Annotated in this window: 18 protein-coding genes; 13 read left to right on the plus strand and 5 right to left on the minus strand. The window is 68.3% G+C overall.

From position 1 onward, the window contains the following. Positions 1 to 37: 37 nt before the first annotated feature. The 3 genes from ASC81_RS01150 to ASC81_RS01160 form a co-directional block, all read right to left on the minus strand. Positions 38 to 490, minus strand: a complete 453-nt coding sequence (locus tag ASC81_RS01150; protein ID WP_056261611.1) for a DUF494 family protein — start codon at positions 488 to 490, stop codon at positions 38 to 40. 86 nt (positions 491 to 576) lie between these two features. Then, positions 577 to 1,671, minus strand: coding sequence for a DNA-processing protein DprA (gene dprA / locus ASC81_RS01155; protein WP_056261614.1), 1,095 nt, complete (start codon positions 1,669 to 1,671; stop codon positions 577 to 579). A gap of 4 nt (positions 1,672 to 1,675) precedes the next feature. After that, positions 1,676 to 2,842, minus strand: coding sequence for a LysM peptidoglycan-binding domain-containing protein (locus ASC81_RS01160; protein WP_235533536.1), 1,167 nt, complete (start codon positions 2,840 to 2,842; stop codon positions 1,676 to 1,678). A gap of 113 nt (positions 2,843 to 2,955) precedes the next feature. On the opposite strand from ASC81_RS01160, the gene def reads away from it, so the two are divergent. From def to ASC81_RS01210, 10 genes are all read left to right on the plus strand, one after another. Then, complete coding sequence (gene def / locus ASC81_RS01165) at positions 2,956 to 3,492, plus strand: peptide deformylase (RefSeq protein WP_056261619.1); 537 nt, start codon at positions 2,956 to 2,958, stop codon at positions 3,490 to 3,492. Further along, a complete protein-coding gene (gene fmt / locus ASC81_RS01170) occupies positions 3,492 to 4,424 on the plus strand; it encodes a methionyl-tRNA formyltransferase (protein ID WP_056261620.1) in 933 nt (310 codons plus the stop codon). Before def ends, fmt begins: the two co-directional genes overlap by 1 nt. 58 nt (positions 4,425 to 4,482) lie before the next feature. Continuing rightward, on the plus strand, positions 4,483 to 5,328 hold the full coding sequence (htpX, locus tag ASC81_RS01175; protein ID WP_056261623.1) for a zinc metalloprotease HtpX: 846 nt from the start codon (positions 4,483 to 4,485) through the stop codon (positions 5,326 to 5,328). A gap of 36 nt (positions 5,329 to 5,364) precedes the next feature. After that, positions 5,365 to 5,718: a hypothetical protein gene (locus tag ASC81_RS01180; protein ID WP_056261626.1), complete on the plus strand. Its 354-nt coding sequence runs from the start codon at positions 5,365 to 5,367 to the stop codon at positions 5,716 to 5,718. Between the two features lie 135 nt (positions 5,719 to 5,853). Beyond that, on the plus strand, positions 5,854 to 6,612 hold the full coding sequence (locus ASC81_RS01185; RefSeq protein WP_162245839.1) for a head GIN domain-containing protein: 759 nt from the start codon (positions 5,854 to 5,856) through the stop codon (positions 6,610 to 6,612). Positions 6,613 to 6,637: 25 nt separating this feature from the next. Then, the gene (locus ASC81_RS01190; protein ID WP_056261631.1) at positions 6,638 to 7,357 is read left to right on the plus strand and encodes an AzlC family ABC transporter permease; all 720 of its coding nucleotides are present in this window, start codon (positions 6,638 to 6,640) and stop codon (positions 7,355 to 7,357) included. Further along, entirely contained in the window at positions 7,350 to 7,679 is a 330-nt protein-coding gene (locus ASC81_RS01195; protein ID WP_056261633.1) for an AzlD domain-containing protein, read from the plus strand. Before ASC81_RS01190 ends, ASC81_RS01195 begins: the two co-directional genes overlap by 8 nt. A gap of 59 nt (positions 7,680 to 7,738) precedes the next feature. Further along, positions 7,739 to 8,932 carry a phosphoglycerate kinase gene (locus ASC81_RS01200; protein ID WP_056261635.1) on the plus strand — a complete coding sequence of 398 codons (1,194 nt, stop codon included), beginning with the start codon at positions 7,739 to 7,741 and terminating at the stop codon, positions 8,930 to 8,932. Between the two features lie 89 nt (positions 8,933 to 9,021). Then, entirely contained in the window at positions 9,022 to 10,278 is a 1,257-nt protein-coding gene (locus ASC81_RS01205; protein ID WP_056261637.1) for a GGDEF domain-containing protein, read from the plus strand. Positions 10,279 to 10,353: 75 nt separating this feature from the next. Further along, entirely contained in the window at positions 10,354 to 12,681 is a 2,328-nt protein-coding gene (locus ASC81_RS01210) for an NADP-dependent malic enzyme (protein ID WP_056261639.1), read from the plus strand. Here the strand turns inward: ASC81_RS01210 and ASC81_RS01215 are convergent. Continuing rightward, on the minus strand, positions 12,623 to 13,555 hold the full coding sequence (locus ASC81_RS01215) for a DMT family transporter (protein ID WP_056261642.1): 933 nt from the start codon (positions 13,553 to 13,555) through the stop codon (positions 12,623 to 12,625). The two genes, ASC81_RS01210 and ASC81_RS01215, sit on opposite strands and share 59 nt — an antisense overlap. Positions 13,556 to 13,596: 41 nt before the next feature. Here ASC81_RS01215 and ASC81_RS01220 point away from each other — a divergent pair, with 41 nt between their 5' ends. From ASC81_RS01220 to pyk, 3 genes are all read left to right on the plus strand, one after another. Then, a complete protein-coding gene (locus ASC81_RS01220) occupies positions 13,597 to 14,169 on the plus strand; it encodes a helix-turn-helix domain-containing protein (protein WP_056261646.1) in 573 nt (190 codons plus the stop codon). A gap of 5 nt (positions 14,170 to 14,174) precedes the next feature. After that, complete coding sequence (locus ASC81_RS01225) at positions 14,175 to 14,651, plus strand: GNAT family N-acetyltransferase (protein WP_056261649.1); 477 nt, start codon at positions 14,175 to 14,177, stop codon at positions 14,649 to 14,651. A 67-nt stretch (positions 14,652 to 14,718) separates the two neighbouring features. Next, on the plus strand, positions 14,719 to 16,149 hold the full coding sequence (pyk, locus tag ASC81_RS01230) for a pyruvate kinase (protein WP_056261652.1): 1,431 nt from the start codon (positions 14,719 to 14,721) through the stop codon (positions 16,147 to 16,149). Positions 16,150 to 16,153: 4 nt separating this feature from the next. Here the strand turns inward: pyk and ASC81_RS01235 are convergent, their stop codons facing one another. Further along, positions 16,154 to 16,576, minus strand: a complete 423-nt coding sequence (locus tag ASC81_RS01235) for a Cd(II)/Pb(II)-responsive transcriptional regulator (RefSeq protein ID WP_056261656.1) — start codon at positions 16,574 to 16,576, stop codon at positions 16,154 to 16,156. Between the last annotated feature and the right edge of the window lie 34 nt (positions 16,577 to 16,610).

The raw sequence follows: 16,610 nt of genomic DNA on the forward strand, positions 1-16,610 counted from the left end.
CGGCGCCCGGGGCGCCGTTGCTGCGATATGGGCGATCTCAGTGGATCAGCCGGTCCTCAGGGGCGACGAACAGCTCGTCGAGGATCAAGGCATCGGGTTCCTCGCCGAGGCTCCAGAACACCATCAGCACGATGATTTTCAGATCCTCGAGATCCATGGGTGCGCCGGGAATGGCCATCGCGCGGTCGATGACCATCTCGCGCATCGGGCCGGGCAGCACGCCAGCGGATTCCAGGAAGCTGACGAAACCGACCGAGGCTTCGCCCAGGTGCTCGATCTCGACGGGCGAGTAGACGCGCATGGCGTTCTCGCTCTGCTCACCCTGGTAGGACTCGCCGGCCGCAGCCAGGCCGTCAAGCCAGGACAAGGCTTCCTGGATTTCGTCGTTCTCGAACCCTACCGCCGTCAGCTTGCGCGCGAGCTGCGCGTGATCGGGGCAGGCGTCCGGGCGCCAATACGTCTCGTAGAGATAAACCAGGACATCGAACATTGTGAGGGGATGATAGCCCAGGGTCCGGAGCGCCCCTGACGCGAATAACCCCGGGGATCGGGCTCTGATATCCCCGGTTAAGCTCTTCAGCCCTGACCCCTGCGCTGGAACAGTTGGCCCGCCAGCCGGGCGACCCGGCCGTCCAGTTCCAGCTCCAGCAGCGCCCCGCTGAGTTCGGCCGCCGGCCAGCCGCTGCGGGCCATCAGCGCGTCCAGGCTGACGGGGTCGAAGCCCATCGCATCCAGCAGCGCCTGTTGTTCATGAGGGGTTTCCGGCATTTCCGGCGCCTTTTCACGTGGGGTTGCGAGCGGACGCAGTTCCTCCAGCACGTCCTGCGCCGATTCGACCAGCTTGGCACCCTGACGGATCAATGCGTGGCAGCCACGGGCCTGCGGCGAATGGATGGAGCCGGGGATGGCGAACACCTCCCGCCCCGCCTCGACCGCCAGCCGTGCCGTGATCAACGAGCCCGACTGCACGGCGGCCTCGACGACGAGGCAGCCCTCGGATAGGCCGGCAATGATGCGGTTGCGCTTGGGGAAGTTGGCCTGCGTGATGGGCGTCCCCAGCGAGTATTCGCTGACGATGAGGCCGCCGCCGGCCAGCAGCCGGGCGGCAAGATCTGCGTTGCGGCGCGGGTAGACCTGGTCCAGCCCGGTGCCGACGACAGCAATGGTCGTGCCGGTAGCGTCGAGCGCCCCCTCGTGCGCTGCGGCGTCCACGCCCAGGGCGAGGCCCGAGATGACGGTGTAGCCCGCACCGGCCAGGGCCCGGCCAAAGGCGCGGGCGTTGTCGCCGCCCTGGGCAGTCGGGTTGCGGCTGCCGACGATGGCGATGGACGGCGTGCCCAGCAGCTCGCGCCGCCCCTGCAGCCACAGCAGCAGCGGCGGGTCGGCGGTGGCCAGCAGGCGCGGCGGGTAGTCAGGGTCGCCAAGCACCAGCAGATCGTGACCGGGCTCCGCCAACCAGGACTCGGCCTTGACGAACAGCTCGTCAAGATGCTCGGGCGGCCGGTTGAAGGCTTCGCGCTGCTTGGCCGTCAGCGCCTGGTCGAGTGCTGCCGCGGGCAGCCGCAGAGCAGCCTCGGGGTTGCCGGCCATGGCCAGCAGGCGCCGCACCGAGCCGGCGCCGAGGCTTTCGGTCAGCCGTAGCCAAGCGGCCAGCTCGGCCGGGTCGAGCATGCGCTCAGGGTTGGGTGAAACGATCGCCCGGCTTGACCGGCTCGTTGACCGAGATGATCAGCGCGTAGGAGACGCGCTCGTACACCTCGAAGACGAAGAGCACGCCATGGCGTTCGTCCGGCAGCTTGATCGCCTGGGCACGTGCCATCGTCTTGTCGACGGCGGCCTCGCCGTCACGCCAGAGCGCCAGCACATGGCCGCGCTCCACGCCGTCGCGCTTGCCGCGGTTCAGGGCGACGATCTGGTTCTGGCCCGCATTCAGCGCGTCGCCGTAAATGGCCGCGATTTGACCCGCCATGGGTTTGTCGGGCGCGTGGGGCACATAGCGTTCGAGGTTGCGCTGTGGCGCGGGGGCCAGGCGGTCGCCGACGCCGACTTCCTGCTTGACCTGCTTGACCTGGATGGTGGCCGGCACGATCTCGGTCTTGCCATCGGCCGTCGCGCGGTTCTCGCCGCTGCGGATCAGCTCCGCCGTGCCGACGTAAGGCGCCTCGTAACCCAGGATTTCCCGGGTGGTCGGGTCGCGCAGCGTGCGGGCGGTACGGAAGACGCGGAAATCCGTGCCGTTGCCAAAGTCGCCACGGGCATAGGCGAGATCGCCCTTGCCGACCAGCACACGCCCCTCCTGCGTCGCGACCACGCGCGGCGCCGTGGCCAGCGCATCGGTGTCGAAGACGACCGCGTCGGTCAGGAAGGGTTGGATCAGGTGCAGGGGGATGGCAGCAATGGGGCTGCTGTCCATCGCCGAAACGCGCATCTGCGGGCGCAGCTTGACCGTGTCGCCCGTCCCGCTGCCACCGCGCCCCTGGGCCAGCTGCAGCCGCGCGCGGCCGTCCACCTTGACGAGCATGAGCACCTGGCCGGGGTAGATCAGGTGAGGATTGCGGATCTGCTCGCGGTTCATGCCCCAGAGTTCGGGCCAGCGCCAAGCGCTTTTCAGGAACAACCCGGAGATGTCCCACAAGGTATCGCCCGGCTGCACCGTGTGCTGGTCAGGCGCGTTGGGCGCCAGCTCGGACAGCGGCACGCCGACGCTGGCGACCTCGTCGGCGGTGCGGCGTTGCTCCTGCGTGATGGGCAGCGTGCTGGTTTGGGCCCAGGCCGCAGTCGTCGCGAGGGTCAGGCAGGCCGCAAGGACGGAAAAATGGGCGGGGCGAGCAGCTGGTATCAAGCGCGGTCTCCGAAGGGATTGCCGGATCGGCGAAAATCCAGGCGATTCTGCCCGCATTCAGAAGGGGCAACCAACAACCGCTAGCGCTCGTTTGCGAGTGCTTACAAGGCGCCATGGCCCAACTTGACATCCTCCGCTATCCCGATCCACGTCTGCACACCGTCGCCAAGCCGGTGGCGGTGGTCGATGAGCGCATCCGCGAACTCGTCGACGACATGCTGGAGACCATGTATGCCGCCGACGGCGTCGGCCTGGCGGCGACCCAGGTCGATGTGCACGAGCGCGTCATCGTCATCGACACCTCGCAGGACCGCGACACGCCGCGCGTGCTGATCAACCCCGAGCTCGTGAAGACCAGCGAACGCATGGTCGATGGCGAGGAAGGCTGCCTGTCGGTGCCGCAGATCTACGACAAGGTGCCCCGCCATGCCGAAGTCACGGTGCGCGCCACCGGCCGCGACGGCGAGGTCTATGAGTTGGAAGCGGATGGCTTGCTGGCCGTCTGCGTGCAGCACGAGATGGACCATCTGGCGGGCAAGGTCTTCGTCGAATACCTGAGCCCGCTAAAGCGCGACCGCATCAAGACCAAGATGATCAAGAAGGCGCGCGAGGAAGAGATCGAGGCCAAGAAGCGCAACCAGAGGTTCTGATGCGCGTCATCTTTGCCGGCACGCCGGAGTTTGCCGCCATCGCGCTGGATGCGCTGCTGCAGGCCGGCTTCAGGGTGCCACTGGTGCTGACCCAGCCGGATCGCCCGGCCGGCCGCGGCATGAAGCTGCAGGCCTCCGCCGTCAAGCAGCGCGCCGTCGCGGCGGGTATCCCGGTCGCGCAACCGCAGGGGCTGAAGCTCGACGGCAAGTACGCCGCCGATGCCGAGGCAGCGCGCCAGGCGCTGATCGCCGCCGATGCCGACGTCATGGTCGTGGCGGCCTATGGCCTTATCCTGCCGCAGTGGGTGCTGGACCTGCCACGCCGGGGCTGCCTGAACATCCATGCCTCGCTGCTGCCGCGCTGGCGCGGCGCCGCGCCCATCCACCGCGCCATCGAGGCCGGCGATGCCGAGACCGGCATCACCATCATGCAGATGGACGCCGGCCTCGACACGGGCGACATGCTGCTCATCGGCCGTGAGACCGTCCGCGCTGACGACACGACGGCGGCGCTGCATGACCGCCTTGCCGACCTGGGTGGCCGCTTGATCGTCGAGGCGCTGCAGGCCGCCAGCCTCACGCGCACGCCGCAGCCGGCCAATGGCGTCACCTACGCCCACAAGATTGAGAAGGCCGAGAGCGTGATCGATTGGACGCAGCCGGCCGCCGAGATCGAGCGCCGCCTGCGCGCCTTCGATCCATTCCCCGGTGGTGTCGCCATGCTGGCGGGCGAGGCGGTCAAGGTCTGGCGCGGCGAAGTGGTCGAAGGCAGCGGCGCGCCGGGCGAGGTCATCGCGCCCGGCCCGGTCGTCGCCTGCGGCGAGGGCGCGTTGAAGCTCACCGAGGTGCAACGCGCCGGCGGCAAGCGCGGGCCGGCGGCGGCCTTTGTACAGGCCCGGCCGATTGCGGTGGGCGAACGCTTCGGCGCTTGAAATCCGGCGCGCGTGGCACCATCTGCCACGCCATTCGTCACCGCAGGAGCACCCTGAGATGTTCAACCTGGTCAAGACCGCTGTCCTGATGGCCGCCATCACGGCGCTGTTCATGGCCGTCGGCGCCATGATCGGTGGCCAGACTGGCATGCTGATCGCGCTGGCGGTCGCCGTCGGCATGAACTTCTACAGCTACTGGTTCTCCGACAAGCTGGTGCTGAAGATGTACAACGCCCGCGAGGTCGATGCGAGTTCGGCGCCGCAGTTCTACGGCATGGTGCGCGAACTGGCCCAGCGCGCCAACCTGCCGATGCCCAAGGTTTACCTGATCGACGAGGCAGCGCCCAATGCCTTCGCGACTGGCCGCAACCCGGAGAACGCCGCCGTCGCCGCGACGACCGGCATCCTGCGCGTGCTGTCCGAGCGCGAGCTGCGCGGCGTGATGGCGCATGAGCTGGCCCACGTCATGCATCGCGACATCCTGATCAGCACCATCAGCGCGACCATGGCGGGTGCAATCTCGATGCTGGCCAATTTTGCCGCCTTCTTCGGCGGCCGCGACGAGAACGGCCGGCCCAGCAACCCGATTGCCGGCATCGCGGTCGCCATCCTGGCGCCGCTGGCGGCCAGCCTGATCCAGATGGCCATCAGCCGCGCGCGCGAGTTCGAGGCCGACCGTGCCGGTGCCGAGATCTCGGGCGACCCGCAGGCACTCGCCTCGGCGCTCGACAAGATCCATCGCTATGCCCAGGGCATCCCGATGGCGCCGGCCGAGGCTCACCCCGAGACGGCGCAGATGATGATCATGAACCCGCTGTCCGGCGGTGGCCTGCGCGGGCTGTTCTCCACCCATCCGGCAACCGAGGAGCGCGTCGCGCGCCTGCTCGCGATGGTCAGGCGCTGATTCAAGTTCCCGGTGGCGAGGCCGATACCTGAGCAGATGAAGCGCATCCTTCTTGCCCTGCCCCTGCTTGCAGCCCTGTCGGCCTGCGAGCAGTTGGGCATCGACGACCCTGCCAAAGTGGCCGCCAACAAGGAGGCCGAAGGGAAGGCCATCGGCAGCGCCTGCCGCCATGCGATGCGCGCCATCGAGGACTGCTACGTGCTCAACCCCAAGGCGCAAAAGGCCGCTGTGTATACCGGCTGGCGTGAGATGGACGAGTACATGCGCGAGAACAAGCTCGAAGGCGTCGTGCCCGTCGTGCCGCGCCCGGGTGCCAAACCTGCCCAGGTGCCCGACGAGGCCGAAGCCAAGGCGTCGGAGCCGTCCGGTGAGAAGGCCAAGACCAAGTGATCCGACGGCTGGGCACGCGCCCAGCCGCCGAAATTGCATTTCGGGCCTCCTATCCTGCGCATCGTCGCGCCGCCTTTCCAGGGCAGCCGGGGCGCCGGCAAGATGCGAGCCATCACAACCTTGATGGAGCCCGCCATGAACACCACCCGTCGCCTCTTCACCGTCGGCCTCATCTGCGCCGCCGCAGCCCTCAGTGGAACCGCCCAGGCGTGGAGCTGGAACAAGGGTGAACGCGTGACCGGCAATGGCGACATCGCCACCGAGGCGCGCGACGCTGGCGCCTTCGATGCGGTGTCACTGAGCGGCGGCTTCAATGTCGTCGTCCGGCAGGGGCAGGCCAACAAGGTCGAGGTCAAGGCCGACCGCAACCTGCTGACCTACATCGAGACCCGCGTCGTCGAGGGCAGCAAGGGCCGCACGCTGGAAATCGGCCCGAAGAAGGGTTTCAACATTTCCACCTCCAACAACCCCAGCCTCGTCATCGAGATGCCGGCCCTGCGCGCCGTCGCGGTGGCCGGTTCGGGCACGATCAAGGTCGAGGCCATGAAGACCGGCGGCGTCGATGCCTCCATCGCCGGCTCGGGCGACATCCGCTTTGCCGGCCTGGATGCCGAACGCCTGGGCATGAAGGTCAGCGGCAGCGGCGACATCGTCGCGGCCGGCCGCTGCGGCAGCGCGACCGTCTCGATTGCCGGCAGCGGCGACGTCAAGGCGGCCGAACTGGTCAGCGACGAAGTCAAGGTCAGCATCGCCGGCAGCGGGGATGCCCAGGTCAATGCCACCAAGAAGCTGAATGTTTCCATCGCCGGCAGCGGCGACGTGAAGTACGCCGGCTCGCCGGAGGTCAGCTCCTCCATCGCCGGCAGCGGCAAAGTCCGTCGTCTGGAGAAGTAATCCGCTTGCCGCCGAGAATGGCGGCATGAGTTTGATTGCCAGGCTGCGCGCGCTCGCGGCCGACCCCGATTTCCGAGCCGGCGCGCGCGACATGGCCTCGCCCTCCCTGGGCCTGGCGGCCTGGGGCCTGGTGACCGGCATGACCATGATCAAGAGCGGGCTGACCATCCCGCTGGCGATGGGTATGTCGCTGCTGGTGTTTGCCGGCAGCGCGCAGCTGACGGCCCTGCCACTGATCGCCTCCGGCGCGCCGCTGTGGGTGCTGCTGGCCACAGCCTTCTGCGTCAACCTGCGCTTCGTCATCTTCAGCGCGCAGTGGCGCCACTACTTCGGCCACCTGCCGCGCTGGCGCCGGCTGATGACCACCTACTTCGCGGCTGACCTGAACTTCGTCTATTTCGTCAAGCGCTACCCCGACCCCGTGCCGGCGCCCAGCCAGCAGCGCTATTTCTGGGGTGGCGTCGCCGTCAACTGGCCGACCTGGCAGCTGACCGCCTTGGCGGGCATCCTGCTGGCCGACCGCATCCCGACCCACTGGGGCATCGGCTTCGCCGGCGTGTTGGCCCTGCTCGGCCTGTCCTATTCGCTGCTGACCGAGAGGATGCTGTGGTGGGTGGCCGTGACCGCGGCTGCCGTGTCGATTGCGACCTATTCGCTGCCCCTCAAGCTCAACATCCTCTGCGCCATCGTCGGGGCGGGCGCCGTGGGCTGGTGGCTGGACAGCCGGAGGGCGCGCAATGCCTGAGTGGCTGATCTGGATCGCCCTGTTCGGCCTGGGCGCCATCACGGTGGTGACGCGGGGTTTCTTCATGATCGGCGACCGGCAACTGCCCATCCCCGACTGGCTGCGCGAACTGCTCAAGGTGGCGCCGCTGGCCGCGCTGGTGGCCGTCGTCGCGCCCGAGGTCTTCATGACGCAGGGCCAGGTCATCACCACCTGGCAGGACGCACGCTGGCCGGCCGCGGTTGTCGCCACCGGCTATTTCTTCTGGCGCCGCGACATCCTCGGCACCATCGTCAGCGGCATGGTGGTCATGCTGACGCTCAAGCTCGGTCTCGGCTGGTAACTGCGCGGAACCCGGGGGCGGAGAGAATCGCGGCAGTTTTCTCAACTGCCTCGCCCATCATGAACGTCATCCGCTTCTCCGACCTGATCGCTGCCGGCAAGGCCTCTGGCCAACGCGTCTTCATCCGTGCCGACCTCAACGTGCCCCAGGACGATGCGGGCAACATCACCGAGGACACCCGAATCCGCGCGTCCATCCCGGCCATCGAAGCCGCGCTGAAGGCGGGTGCGGCCGTCATGGTCACCTCGCACCTGGGCCGTCCCACCGAGGGCGAGTTCAAGCCCGAGGATTCGCTCGGCCCCGTGGCCAAGCGCATGGGCGAGCTGATGGGTCGCCAGATCCCTGTGGTCGCCAACTGGGTGGACGGCGTCAGCGTTGCGCCGGGGCAGCTCGTCATGCTGGAGAACTGCCGCCTGAACAAGGGCGAGAAGAAGAACAACGAGGCGCTGGCCCGCAAGATGGCGGCGCTGTGCGACATCTTCGTCAACGATGCCTTTGGCACTGCCCATAGGGCCGAGGGCACGACCTACGGCATCGCGCAGTACGCGCCCATCGCCTGCGCCGGCCCGCTGCTGGCCGCCGAGATCGACGCCATCACCAAGGCGCTGGCCAACCCGCGGCGGCCGCTCGTGGCCATCGTTGCCGGCTCCAAGGTCTCGACCAAGCTGACCATCCTGAAGGCGCTGTCAGCCAAGGTCGATGGCCTCATTGTCGGTGGCGGCATTGCCAACACCTTCATGTTGGCCGCGGGTCTGAAAATCGGCAAGTCGCTGGCTGAGCCCGACCTGGTGGGCGAAGCCAAGGCCGTCATCGAGGCGATGGCCGCCCGCGGCGCCGCAGTGCCCATCCCGGAAGACGTCGTCACGGCCAAGACCTTCGCCGCCGGCGCCACGGCGGCCGTCAAGGCCGCCACCGACGTGGACGACGACGACCTCATCCTCGACATCGGCCCCAAGACCGCCGCCAAGCTCGCCGAGCAACTGAAGGCGGCCGGCACCATCGTCTGGAACGGCCCGGTCGGCGTCTTCGAGTTCGACGCCTTTGCCCACGGCACCGAGGCCATCGCCCGCGCGATTGCCGAGAGCGTCGCCTTCAGCATCGCCGGCGGCGGCGACACGCTGGCCGCGATTGCCAAGTACGGCATCGAGAAGGACGTCGGCTATATCTCCACCGGTGGCGGCGCCTTCCTCGAAGTGCTGGAGGGCAAGACGCTGCCGGCGTTCGAGATCCTCAGCCGACGCGCAGCCGGCTGATACAAGTCCGCCCAGCCTCGACGGACCGATTTCACGCACGGCCGGGGGGCGCGTGACAGTTTGATGACGGCGGCCACCACAATGGCCGCATGGTCCTACGCTGGCTGCTTGCCCTGCTCGTCCTGGCGACGCTGCTGGGGTTGTATGCCAATGAGCATTGGATGACGCGCCGTCTGTCGCTGGACGGGCGCGGCGTGGGCCAGCACCTGGAGCTGGTCGACGACCGCGGCAGCGGCGGTGCCAGCAGCGCGGTGCTGGAGGCGCCGCCCAAGGGCCCGCTGACGATGCGCTGCGAGATCCGCGCCGGCTTTGAGTGGCCATTCTGCGAGCTGCAGATCGAGATGCGGGAGCAGGACCTGGACCTGCGACCCTTCAGCCATATCCGCCTTTGGTTGCAAGCCGAAGGCCCGACCAAGGACCAGGGCCCGGCGCAGGTCCGCGTCTTCCTGCGCAACTTCAACCCGGCCTACTCCGGCCAGGGCGGCGCCATCGACCTGAAGCCGCACGAGGTCATCTTCTCGCCCAGCGCCCAGCCGCAGCCGGTGGAACTGAGGCTGTCGCAGTTCATGGTCAGCTCCTGGTGGGCGCAGACCCATCCGCTGCCGGTCGCCCTGGTCGGGCCTGAGCTGGACCGCATCCGCATCATCAGCTTCAGCACCGGCGGCCAGACGGCGCCTGGCAAGCACTTCATCCGTGTCAACCGGGCCGAACTGGTGGGCAACTGGATTGCGCCCGAGACCTTCCGCCTTGGCCTCGTCGGGTTGTGGATGTTCAGCCTGCTGGGCTATCTCGCGTGGGAAAGCTGGATGGTGCGCGGTCGCCTGCGCCTGTCGATGAAACGCTCGCGCGCGCTGGAGAAGATGGCTCTGCGCGACCCGCTGACCCGGGTGGCCAACCGCGACGGCATGGACCGCGCGCTGGAATTGCTGCTGCAGGTGCAGGGCGAGATGGGCTTCCCGCTGTCGGTCGTTTTTGTCGACGTGGACCACTTCAAGCGCGTCAACGACGAGCACGGCCATGAGATCGGTGACCAGGTGCTGGTGCTGCTGGCGCGTACGCTGCGCGCCAACCTGCCGCGCGACGACCTGCTGGCGCGTTGGGGCGGCGAGGAATTCGTCATCGTCATGCCGCAGACGCCGGTGGACGAAGCCATCGCCGTGGCCGAGCGGCTGCGCATGGTGCTGTCCCAAGTCGAGTGGCCGGCCGGCCTCAAGGTGACGGCGAGCTGGGGCGTCGCCCAGGCCGCAGCGGCGGCGGATGTCGACAGCGCGCTGCGCGAGGCCGACCAGGCCATGTACCGCGCCAAGCATGAAGGCCGCGACCGCGTGATATCCGCTTCGGCATAGATCGCCAAAAAACCAGCATCGGCAGGCGCCGAAACGCGGCGTAATCTTCAGGGTTCCCCCTGGAGACACGCCCTCATGGAAAAGAACAACGCTCCCTTGTCACCGGCCGAAGCCGCGCTGCGCGACGCCGCGCTCGACTACCACCGCAGCCCGACGCGCGGCAAGATTTCGGTCACGCCGACCAAGGCGCTGAGCAACCAGCGCGACCTGTCGCTGGCCTATTCGCCGGGCGTGGCCTATCCCTGCCTGGACATCGAGCGGGACCCGGGGCTGGCGGCCGACTACACCTCGCGCGGCAACCTGGTGGGCGTCATCACCAACGGCACCGCGGTCCTGGGCCTGGGCGACATCGGCCCGCTGGCGGCCAAGCCGGTCATGGAAGGCAAGGGCTGCCTGTTCAAGAAGTTCGCCGGCATCGATGTGTTCGACATCGAGCTGGCCGAGCGCGACCCGGACAAGCTCGTGGAAATCATCGCGGCAATGGAGCCGACGCTGGGCGGCGTCAACCTCGAAGACATCAAGGCGCCCGAGTGCTTCTACGTCGAGAAGAAGCTGCGCGAGCGCATGAACATCCCCGTCTTCCACGACGACCAGCACGGCACGGCCATCATCTCGTCGGCGGCGTTGCTCAACGGGCTGGAGCTGGTGGGCAAGGACATCGCGAAGGTGAAGGTCGCGGTCTCCGGCGCGGGCGCGGCGGCCATCGCCTGCCTGGACGTCATGGTGGGCCTGGGCGTCAAGCGCGAGAACGTCTTTGTCTGCGATTCACGCGGCGTCATCCAGAGCGAGCGCGAGGACGCCAAGGCCGGCAAGCTGGACGAATCCAAGCAGCGCTATTGCCAAATCACGGCGGCTCGCACGCTGGCCGATGTCGTCGATGGCGCCGACGTTTTCCTCGGCTGTTCGGCCGCTGGCGTGCTGACGGCGGAGATGGTCAAAACGATGGGCACGCAGCCCATCATCCTGGCGCTGGCCAACCCCGAGCCCGAGATCCGGCCCGAGCTGGCCAAGGCCGTGCGGCCGGACTGCATCATGGCCACCGGACGCAGCGACTACCCCAACCAGGTCAACAACGTCCTGTGCTTCCCCTACATCTTCCGCGGCGCGCTGGACTGTGGCGCGACCAAGATCACCGAGGGCATGAAACTGGCCTGCGTGCGCGAGATCGCGGCACTCGCCAAGGCCGAGACCAGCGATGAGGTCGCGGCCGCCTATGCCGGCCAGGAGCTGGCCTTCGGGCCCGAATACCTGATCCCCAAGCCCTTCGATGCGCGCCTGATCCTGCGCATCGCGCCCGCCGTCGCGGCGGCCGCGGCGGCGGATGGTGTCGCGACAAGACCTGTCACCGACCTCGTCGCCTACCGCCAGTCGCTGGAGCGCTTCGTCTACCAGACGGGCATGTTCATGCGCCCGGTGTTCGCCGCCGCCAAGGCCGCACCGGCGCGGGTGATTTATGCCGAAGGCGAGGACGAGCGCGTGCTGCGCGCCGTGCAGGTGGCGCTGGACGAAGGCCTGTGCAAGCCGACCCTGATCGGCCGCCCCGAGGTGCTGGCCACGCGCATCCAGCGCGCGGGCCTGCGCCTCAAGCTGGGCGAGGACGTCGCCGTCATCGACCCCGAGGACGACCCGCGCTTCCGCCTCTACTGGGAGGCCTATCACGCGCGCATGAAGCGCAATGGCGTGACGCCCGAGATGGCCAAGTCAGCCGTGCGGCGCTCCAACACGGCCATCGGTGCGCTGGCCATCGAGCTGGGCGACGCCGACGCCATGATCTGCGGCCTGGTCGGCCGCTTCGACCGTCACCTGGAACAGGTGCGCGACCTCGTCGGCCTGGCGCCGGGCGCACGCCAGTTCGCCGCGATGAACGCGCTGATCCTGGAGCAGATGACGCTCTTCATCACCGACACCTTCGTCAACGATGACCCAAGCGCCGAGGAACTGGCCGACATCGCCGCGATGGCTTCGGAAGAAGTCAGCCGCTTCGGCCTGCCGCCCAAGCTGGCCTTCGTCAGCCACTCGATGTTCGGCTCATCGACGCGCCCGTCGGCGCTGAAGATGCGCCGCGCCCACGAGCTGTTCGCGGCGGCGCATCCCGAGGTCGAGTGCGACGGCGAGATGCATGGCGACGCCGCACTGTCAGAGAGCGTGCGCCTGGCCTTCCTGCCCGACAGCAAGCTCAAGGGCGCCGCCAACCTGCTGGTGCTACCGACACTGGACGCCGCCAACATCCTGTTCAACGTGCTGAAGATCAGCGCCAGTCACGGCGTGACGGTCGGCCCCATCCTGCTCGGCGCCGCGGCGCCGGTGCACATCCTGACCCCGTCGGCGACGGTGCGCCGCATCGTCAACATGACGGCTCTGGCGGTGGCGGACGTGCGGGAGGCCCGGGCCGTGAAGGGCTGAACTGCGCGAGGGCGACACCGGCAAGGATGACGCCGGCGCCGAGCAGCTTGGGCGCGCTGAACTGCTCGCCGCCCCACAGCCACGCAATGAGGCCGGCGACGAGCGGCATCAGGTAGATCAGCGGCGCGGTGCGGGCCACGCCGCGCTTCTCGTTCGCCCAGCCCCAGGCCAGCCAGCCGATGAAGCCGCCGCCGGCCACCTGCCAGACGGTGCCGCTCCAGACCCAGGCCGGTTGCGCCTGCCAATCTAGTGCGGCCAGCGACGGCGCGCACCACAGCAGCATGGGCAGCGTGCAGACCAGGCTACCGTATCCCAGCACCGTCACGCCGCCGTGATGCAGGATCAGCGGCTTGCTCGCGACCGTGTAATAACTGAACAACGCAGCGGCGGCCAGCAGCGTGAGGTCGCCGATGCCGGCATGCCAGTCGGCTGCCAGCAGCTTGTCGGAGGTGAACAGCAGCGCCCCCGCGGCGGCCGTCGCCACGCCCGCGACCTGGCCACGGGACAGCCTTTCCACGCCACTGGCGCGCAGGATCAGCAGCGTGAACACCGGCCCGCAGGCCAGCAGCACGCTGGCGCTGAAGGCGGTGGAGCCCTGCATGCCATAGGCCGACAGCAGCAGGTGCAGCCCCTGGCCGATCAGCGTCAGCCGCACCAGTGGCCAGACTTCGCTCCGGTCCAGTCGTGGCCAGCGCCAGCCGAAACGCCAGCACAGCAAGGCAATGGCACAGAAGGGCACGATCAAGTAGCGCAGGCCCAGAAAACCGACCGGGCCGACCTGGCCGAACAGCGCCTTCTGCAGCGGGAAATTGAAGCCCCAGGTCAGCACCACCGCCAGCGCGGCGATCAGCGGGGCAGTGTGGCGATCTCTCATATCGGCTAGCATATTCCCGTATGAGAGAAAAGTTCTCTGAAATGAACGACGAGGGTCAGTTCGAGCTGCAGCTTGCCGAGCGCCTCGCTGCGTTGCGCCTGGCCGCGGGCTGGTCCTTGGACGAACTGGCCACGCGCAGCGGCGTCAGTCGGGCGACGCTATCCCGGCTTGAGCGTGCCGAGGCCAGCCCGACCGCCACGCTGCTGTCGCGCCTGGCGCGCGCCCATGGGCTGCCCTTGAGCCGGCTGCTGGCCGACGCCGAGGCCCTGCCGGTGCGGCTGCTGCGCGCGGCCGACCAGCCGCGCTGGCACGACCAGCAAAGCGGCTTCGAGCGCCTGATGCGCTGCCCGCCGCTGGCCGGCTTCGCCACCGAGGTCATCGAGGCCCGCCTGGCGCCTGGCGCCGAGCTGGTCTACGAAGAACCCACCGTCGCCCGGCTGGAACACCACCTCTGCCTGCTCGAAGGCGACGTCAGCCTGACGCTGCAGGGTCAGGTCTATACCTTGACGGCGGGTGACTCGATCAGCTTCCGTGTCACCGGCCGCAGCGTTTTCGCCAACCCCGGCACCGAACCCGCGCGCTACCTGCTCGCGATGACCGTTCCCACCCTGTAACCGCCATGCAGCTTTCGCCACTCGACCCGACCAGCCCCGACGCTCAGGCGTTGATCGCCCAATCCGAGGCGCTGATGACGGCGCTCTACCCGAGCGAGAGCAATCATTTCGAGCCTGCGGCCAACCTGCGGCCGCCGCACGGCGCCTTCTGGGGCGCGTGGGTGGACGCCCGCCTCGTGGGCTGTGGCGGCGTGAAGCACCATGCGCCCTCAGGAGAGCCGGCTTACGGCGAGATCAAGCGGCTCTTCGTGCTCGACAGCGCCCGCGGGCGCGGCGTTGCCAGGCAGCTGATGGCGCGACTGGAGGCCGAGCTGACGGCGCGCGGCGTGGGGCTGGCGCGGCTGGAGACCGGCATCCACCAGCCCGAGGCGCTGGCGCTGTACCGACGCCTGGGCTACCGCGAGCGCGGGCCCTTCGGCGACTACGCGCCTGACCCGCTCAGTGCCTTCTTCGAAAAGGAGCTGACGCCCACGCAGATGTGAAATACGAAGAAACTCGCGCCAGGCTTGGCGGACCATAATTCCGCGCCTTCCAAGAATCGAGACAGCCATGACCCGCGCCACCAAGATCGTCGCCACCCTCGGCCCTGCTTCCAACACGCCGGAGATCTTGGAGAAGATGCTCCGCGCCGGTGTCGACGTGGTGCGGCTGAACTTCTCGCACGGCAAGGCGCAGGACCACATCGACCGCGCCACCATGGTTCGCGCGGCGGCCGAGCGGGTCGGCAAGTCGGTGGCCATCATGGCGGACCTGCAGGGCCCGAAGATCCGCGTCGGCAAGTTCGAGGGCGGCAAGATCGAGCTGATCCCCGGCAACAAGTTCATCCTCGACGCCGACCGCACCGAGCTGGGCAACCAGGACATCGCCAGCCTCGACTACAAGGAACTGCCGCGCGATGTGAAGCCCGGCGACACCCTGCTGCTGAACGATGGCCTGCTGGTGCTGACGGTCGACCATGTGCGAGGTGCCCAGGTGCACACCACCGTCAAGCTCGGCGGTGAACTGTCAAACAACAAGGGCATCAACAAGCAGGGCGGCGGCCTCACGGCACCGGCGCTGACCGGCAAGGACATGGAGGACATCAAGACCGCGATGTCCTTCCAATGCGAATACCTGGCCGTCAGCTTTCCGAAGAACGCCACCGACATGGAGATGGCGCGCCAGCTGGCCAATGTGGCCGGCGAGCCCTATCGCCACAAGCCGGCCATGATCGCCAAGATCGAGCGCTACGAGGCCATCCCCCACCTCGAAGCCATCCTCAAGGCCAGCGACGGCATCATGGTCGCGCGCGGCGACCTGGCCGTTGAAGTGGGTAACGCGGCGGTGCCGGCGCTGCAGAAGCGCATGATCAAGATGGCCCGCGAGCTGGACAAGGTGTCCATCACGGCCACGCAGATGATGGAGTCCATGATCGTCAACCCGGTGCCCACGCGCGCCGAGGTCAGCGACGTGGCCAACGCCGTCCTCGATGGCACCGACGCCGTCATGCTGTCCGCCGAGACGGCCGCCGGCCGCTACCCTATCGAGACCGTCGAGCAGATGGCCAACATCGCGCTGGAGGCGGAGCGCGCCGAGTTCGTCAGCCTGGACACCGACTTCGCCGGCCGCCAGTTCGGCCGCATCGACCAGTCCATCGCCATGGGCGCGCTGTTCACCGCCTACCACCTCGGCTGCAAGGCCATCCTGGCGCTGACCGAATCCGGCTCCACCGCGCTGTGGATGAGCCGCCATCGCATCCAGGTGCCCATCTTCGGCCTGACGACCCAGCCGATCAGCCAGCGCAAGATGGCGCTGTACCGCAACGTGCTGCCGCTGCTGATGCCGAAGTTCGACGACCGCGACACGGCCCTGGCTGCGGCCGAGAAGATCCTGGTCGAGCGCGGCGTGCTGATGCCCGGCGACACCTATGCCATCACCTGCGGCGAGCCGATGGGCTACCCCGGCGGCACCAACATGTTGAAGGTCTGTCGCGTGGGTTGACGACCTAGTGGCTGTGCCCCACGTGGCCCTTGAGCGGTAGCTCCGCCCCGGGCTGCGCCAGGCCTTCCAGGATGGCGCAGGCCGGCTCGTCGCCCTTGCAGCGCGCCCGCAGCGCCAGCAGCTCCGCCTGCAGTTCCTGCAGCGCCGCGATGCGCGCGCTGACATGACCGATGTGCTCGTCCAGCAGCGCATGGGCTTCCCCACCATGCCCGCCGCCCTGCAGGGCCAGCAGCGCCCGCACCTCCGCGAGGTTCATGTCCAGCGAGCGGCAGCGGCGGATGAAGTGCAGGCGTTCGGCGTCGGCCGGGCCGTAGACGCGGTAGCCGGCATCCGTGCGCGGTGGCGGCGCCAACAGGCCCTCGCGCTCGTAGTGGCGGATGGTGTCGACCGGGGTCGCGGTCTGGCGGCTCAACTCTCCGATGCGCATGCAACGATTGTGAGCTTGACTCTGGAGTGGCTCC

Origin of the sequence: Pelomonas sp. Root405 (assembly GCF_001425165.1) — a bacterium.
Lineage (GTDB): Bacteria > Pseudomonadota > Gammaproteobacteria > Burkholderiales > Burkholderiaceae_C > Pelomonas.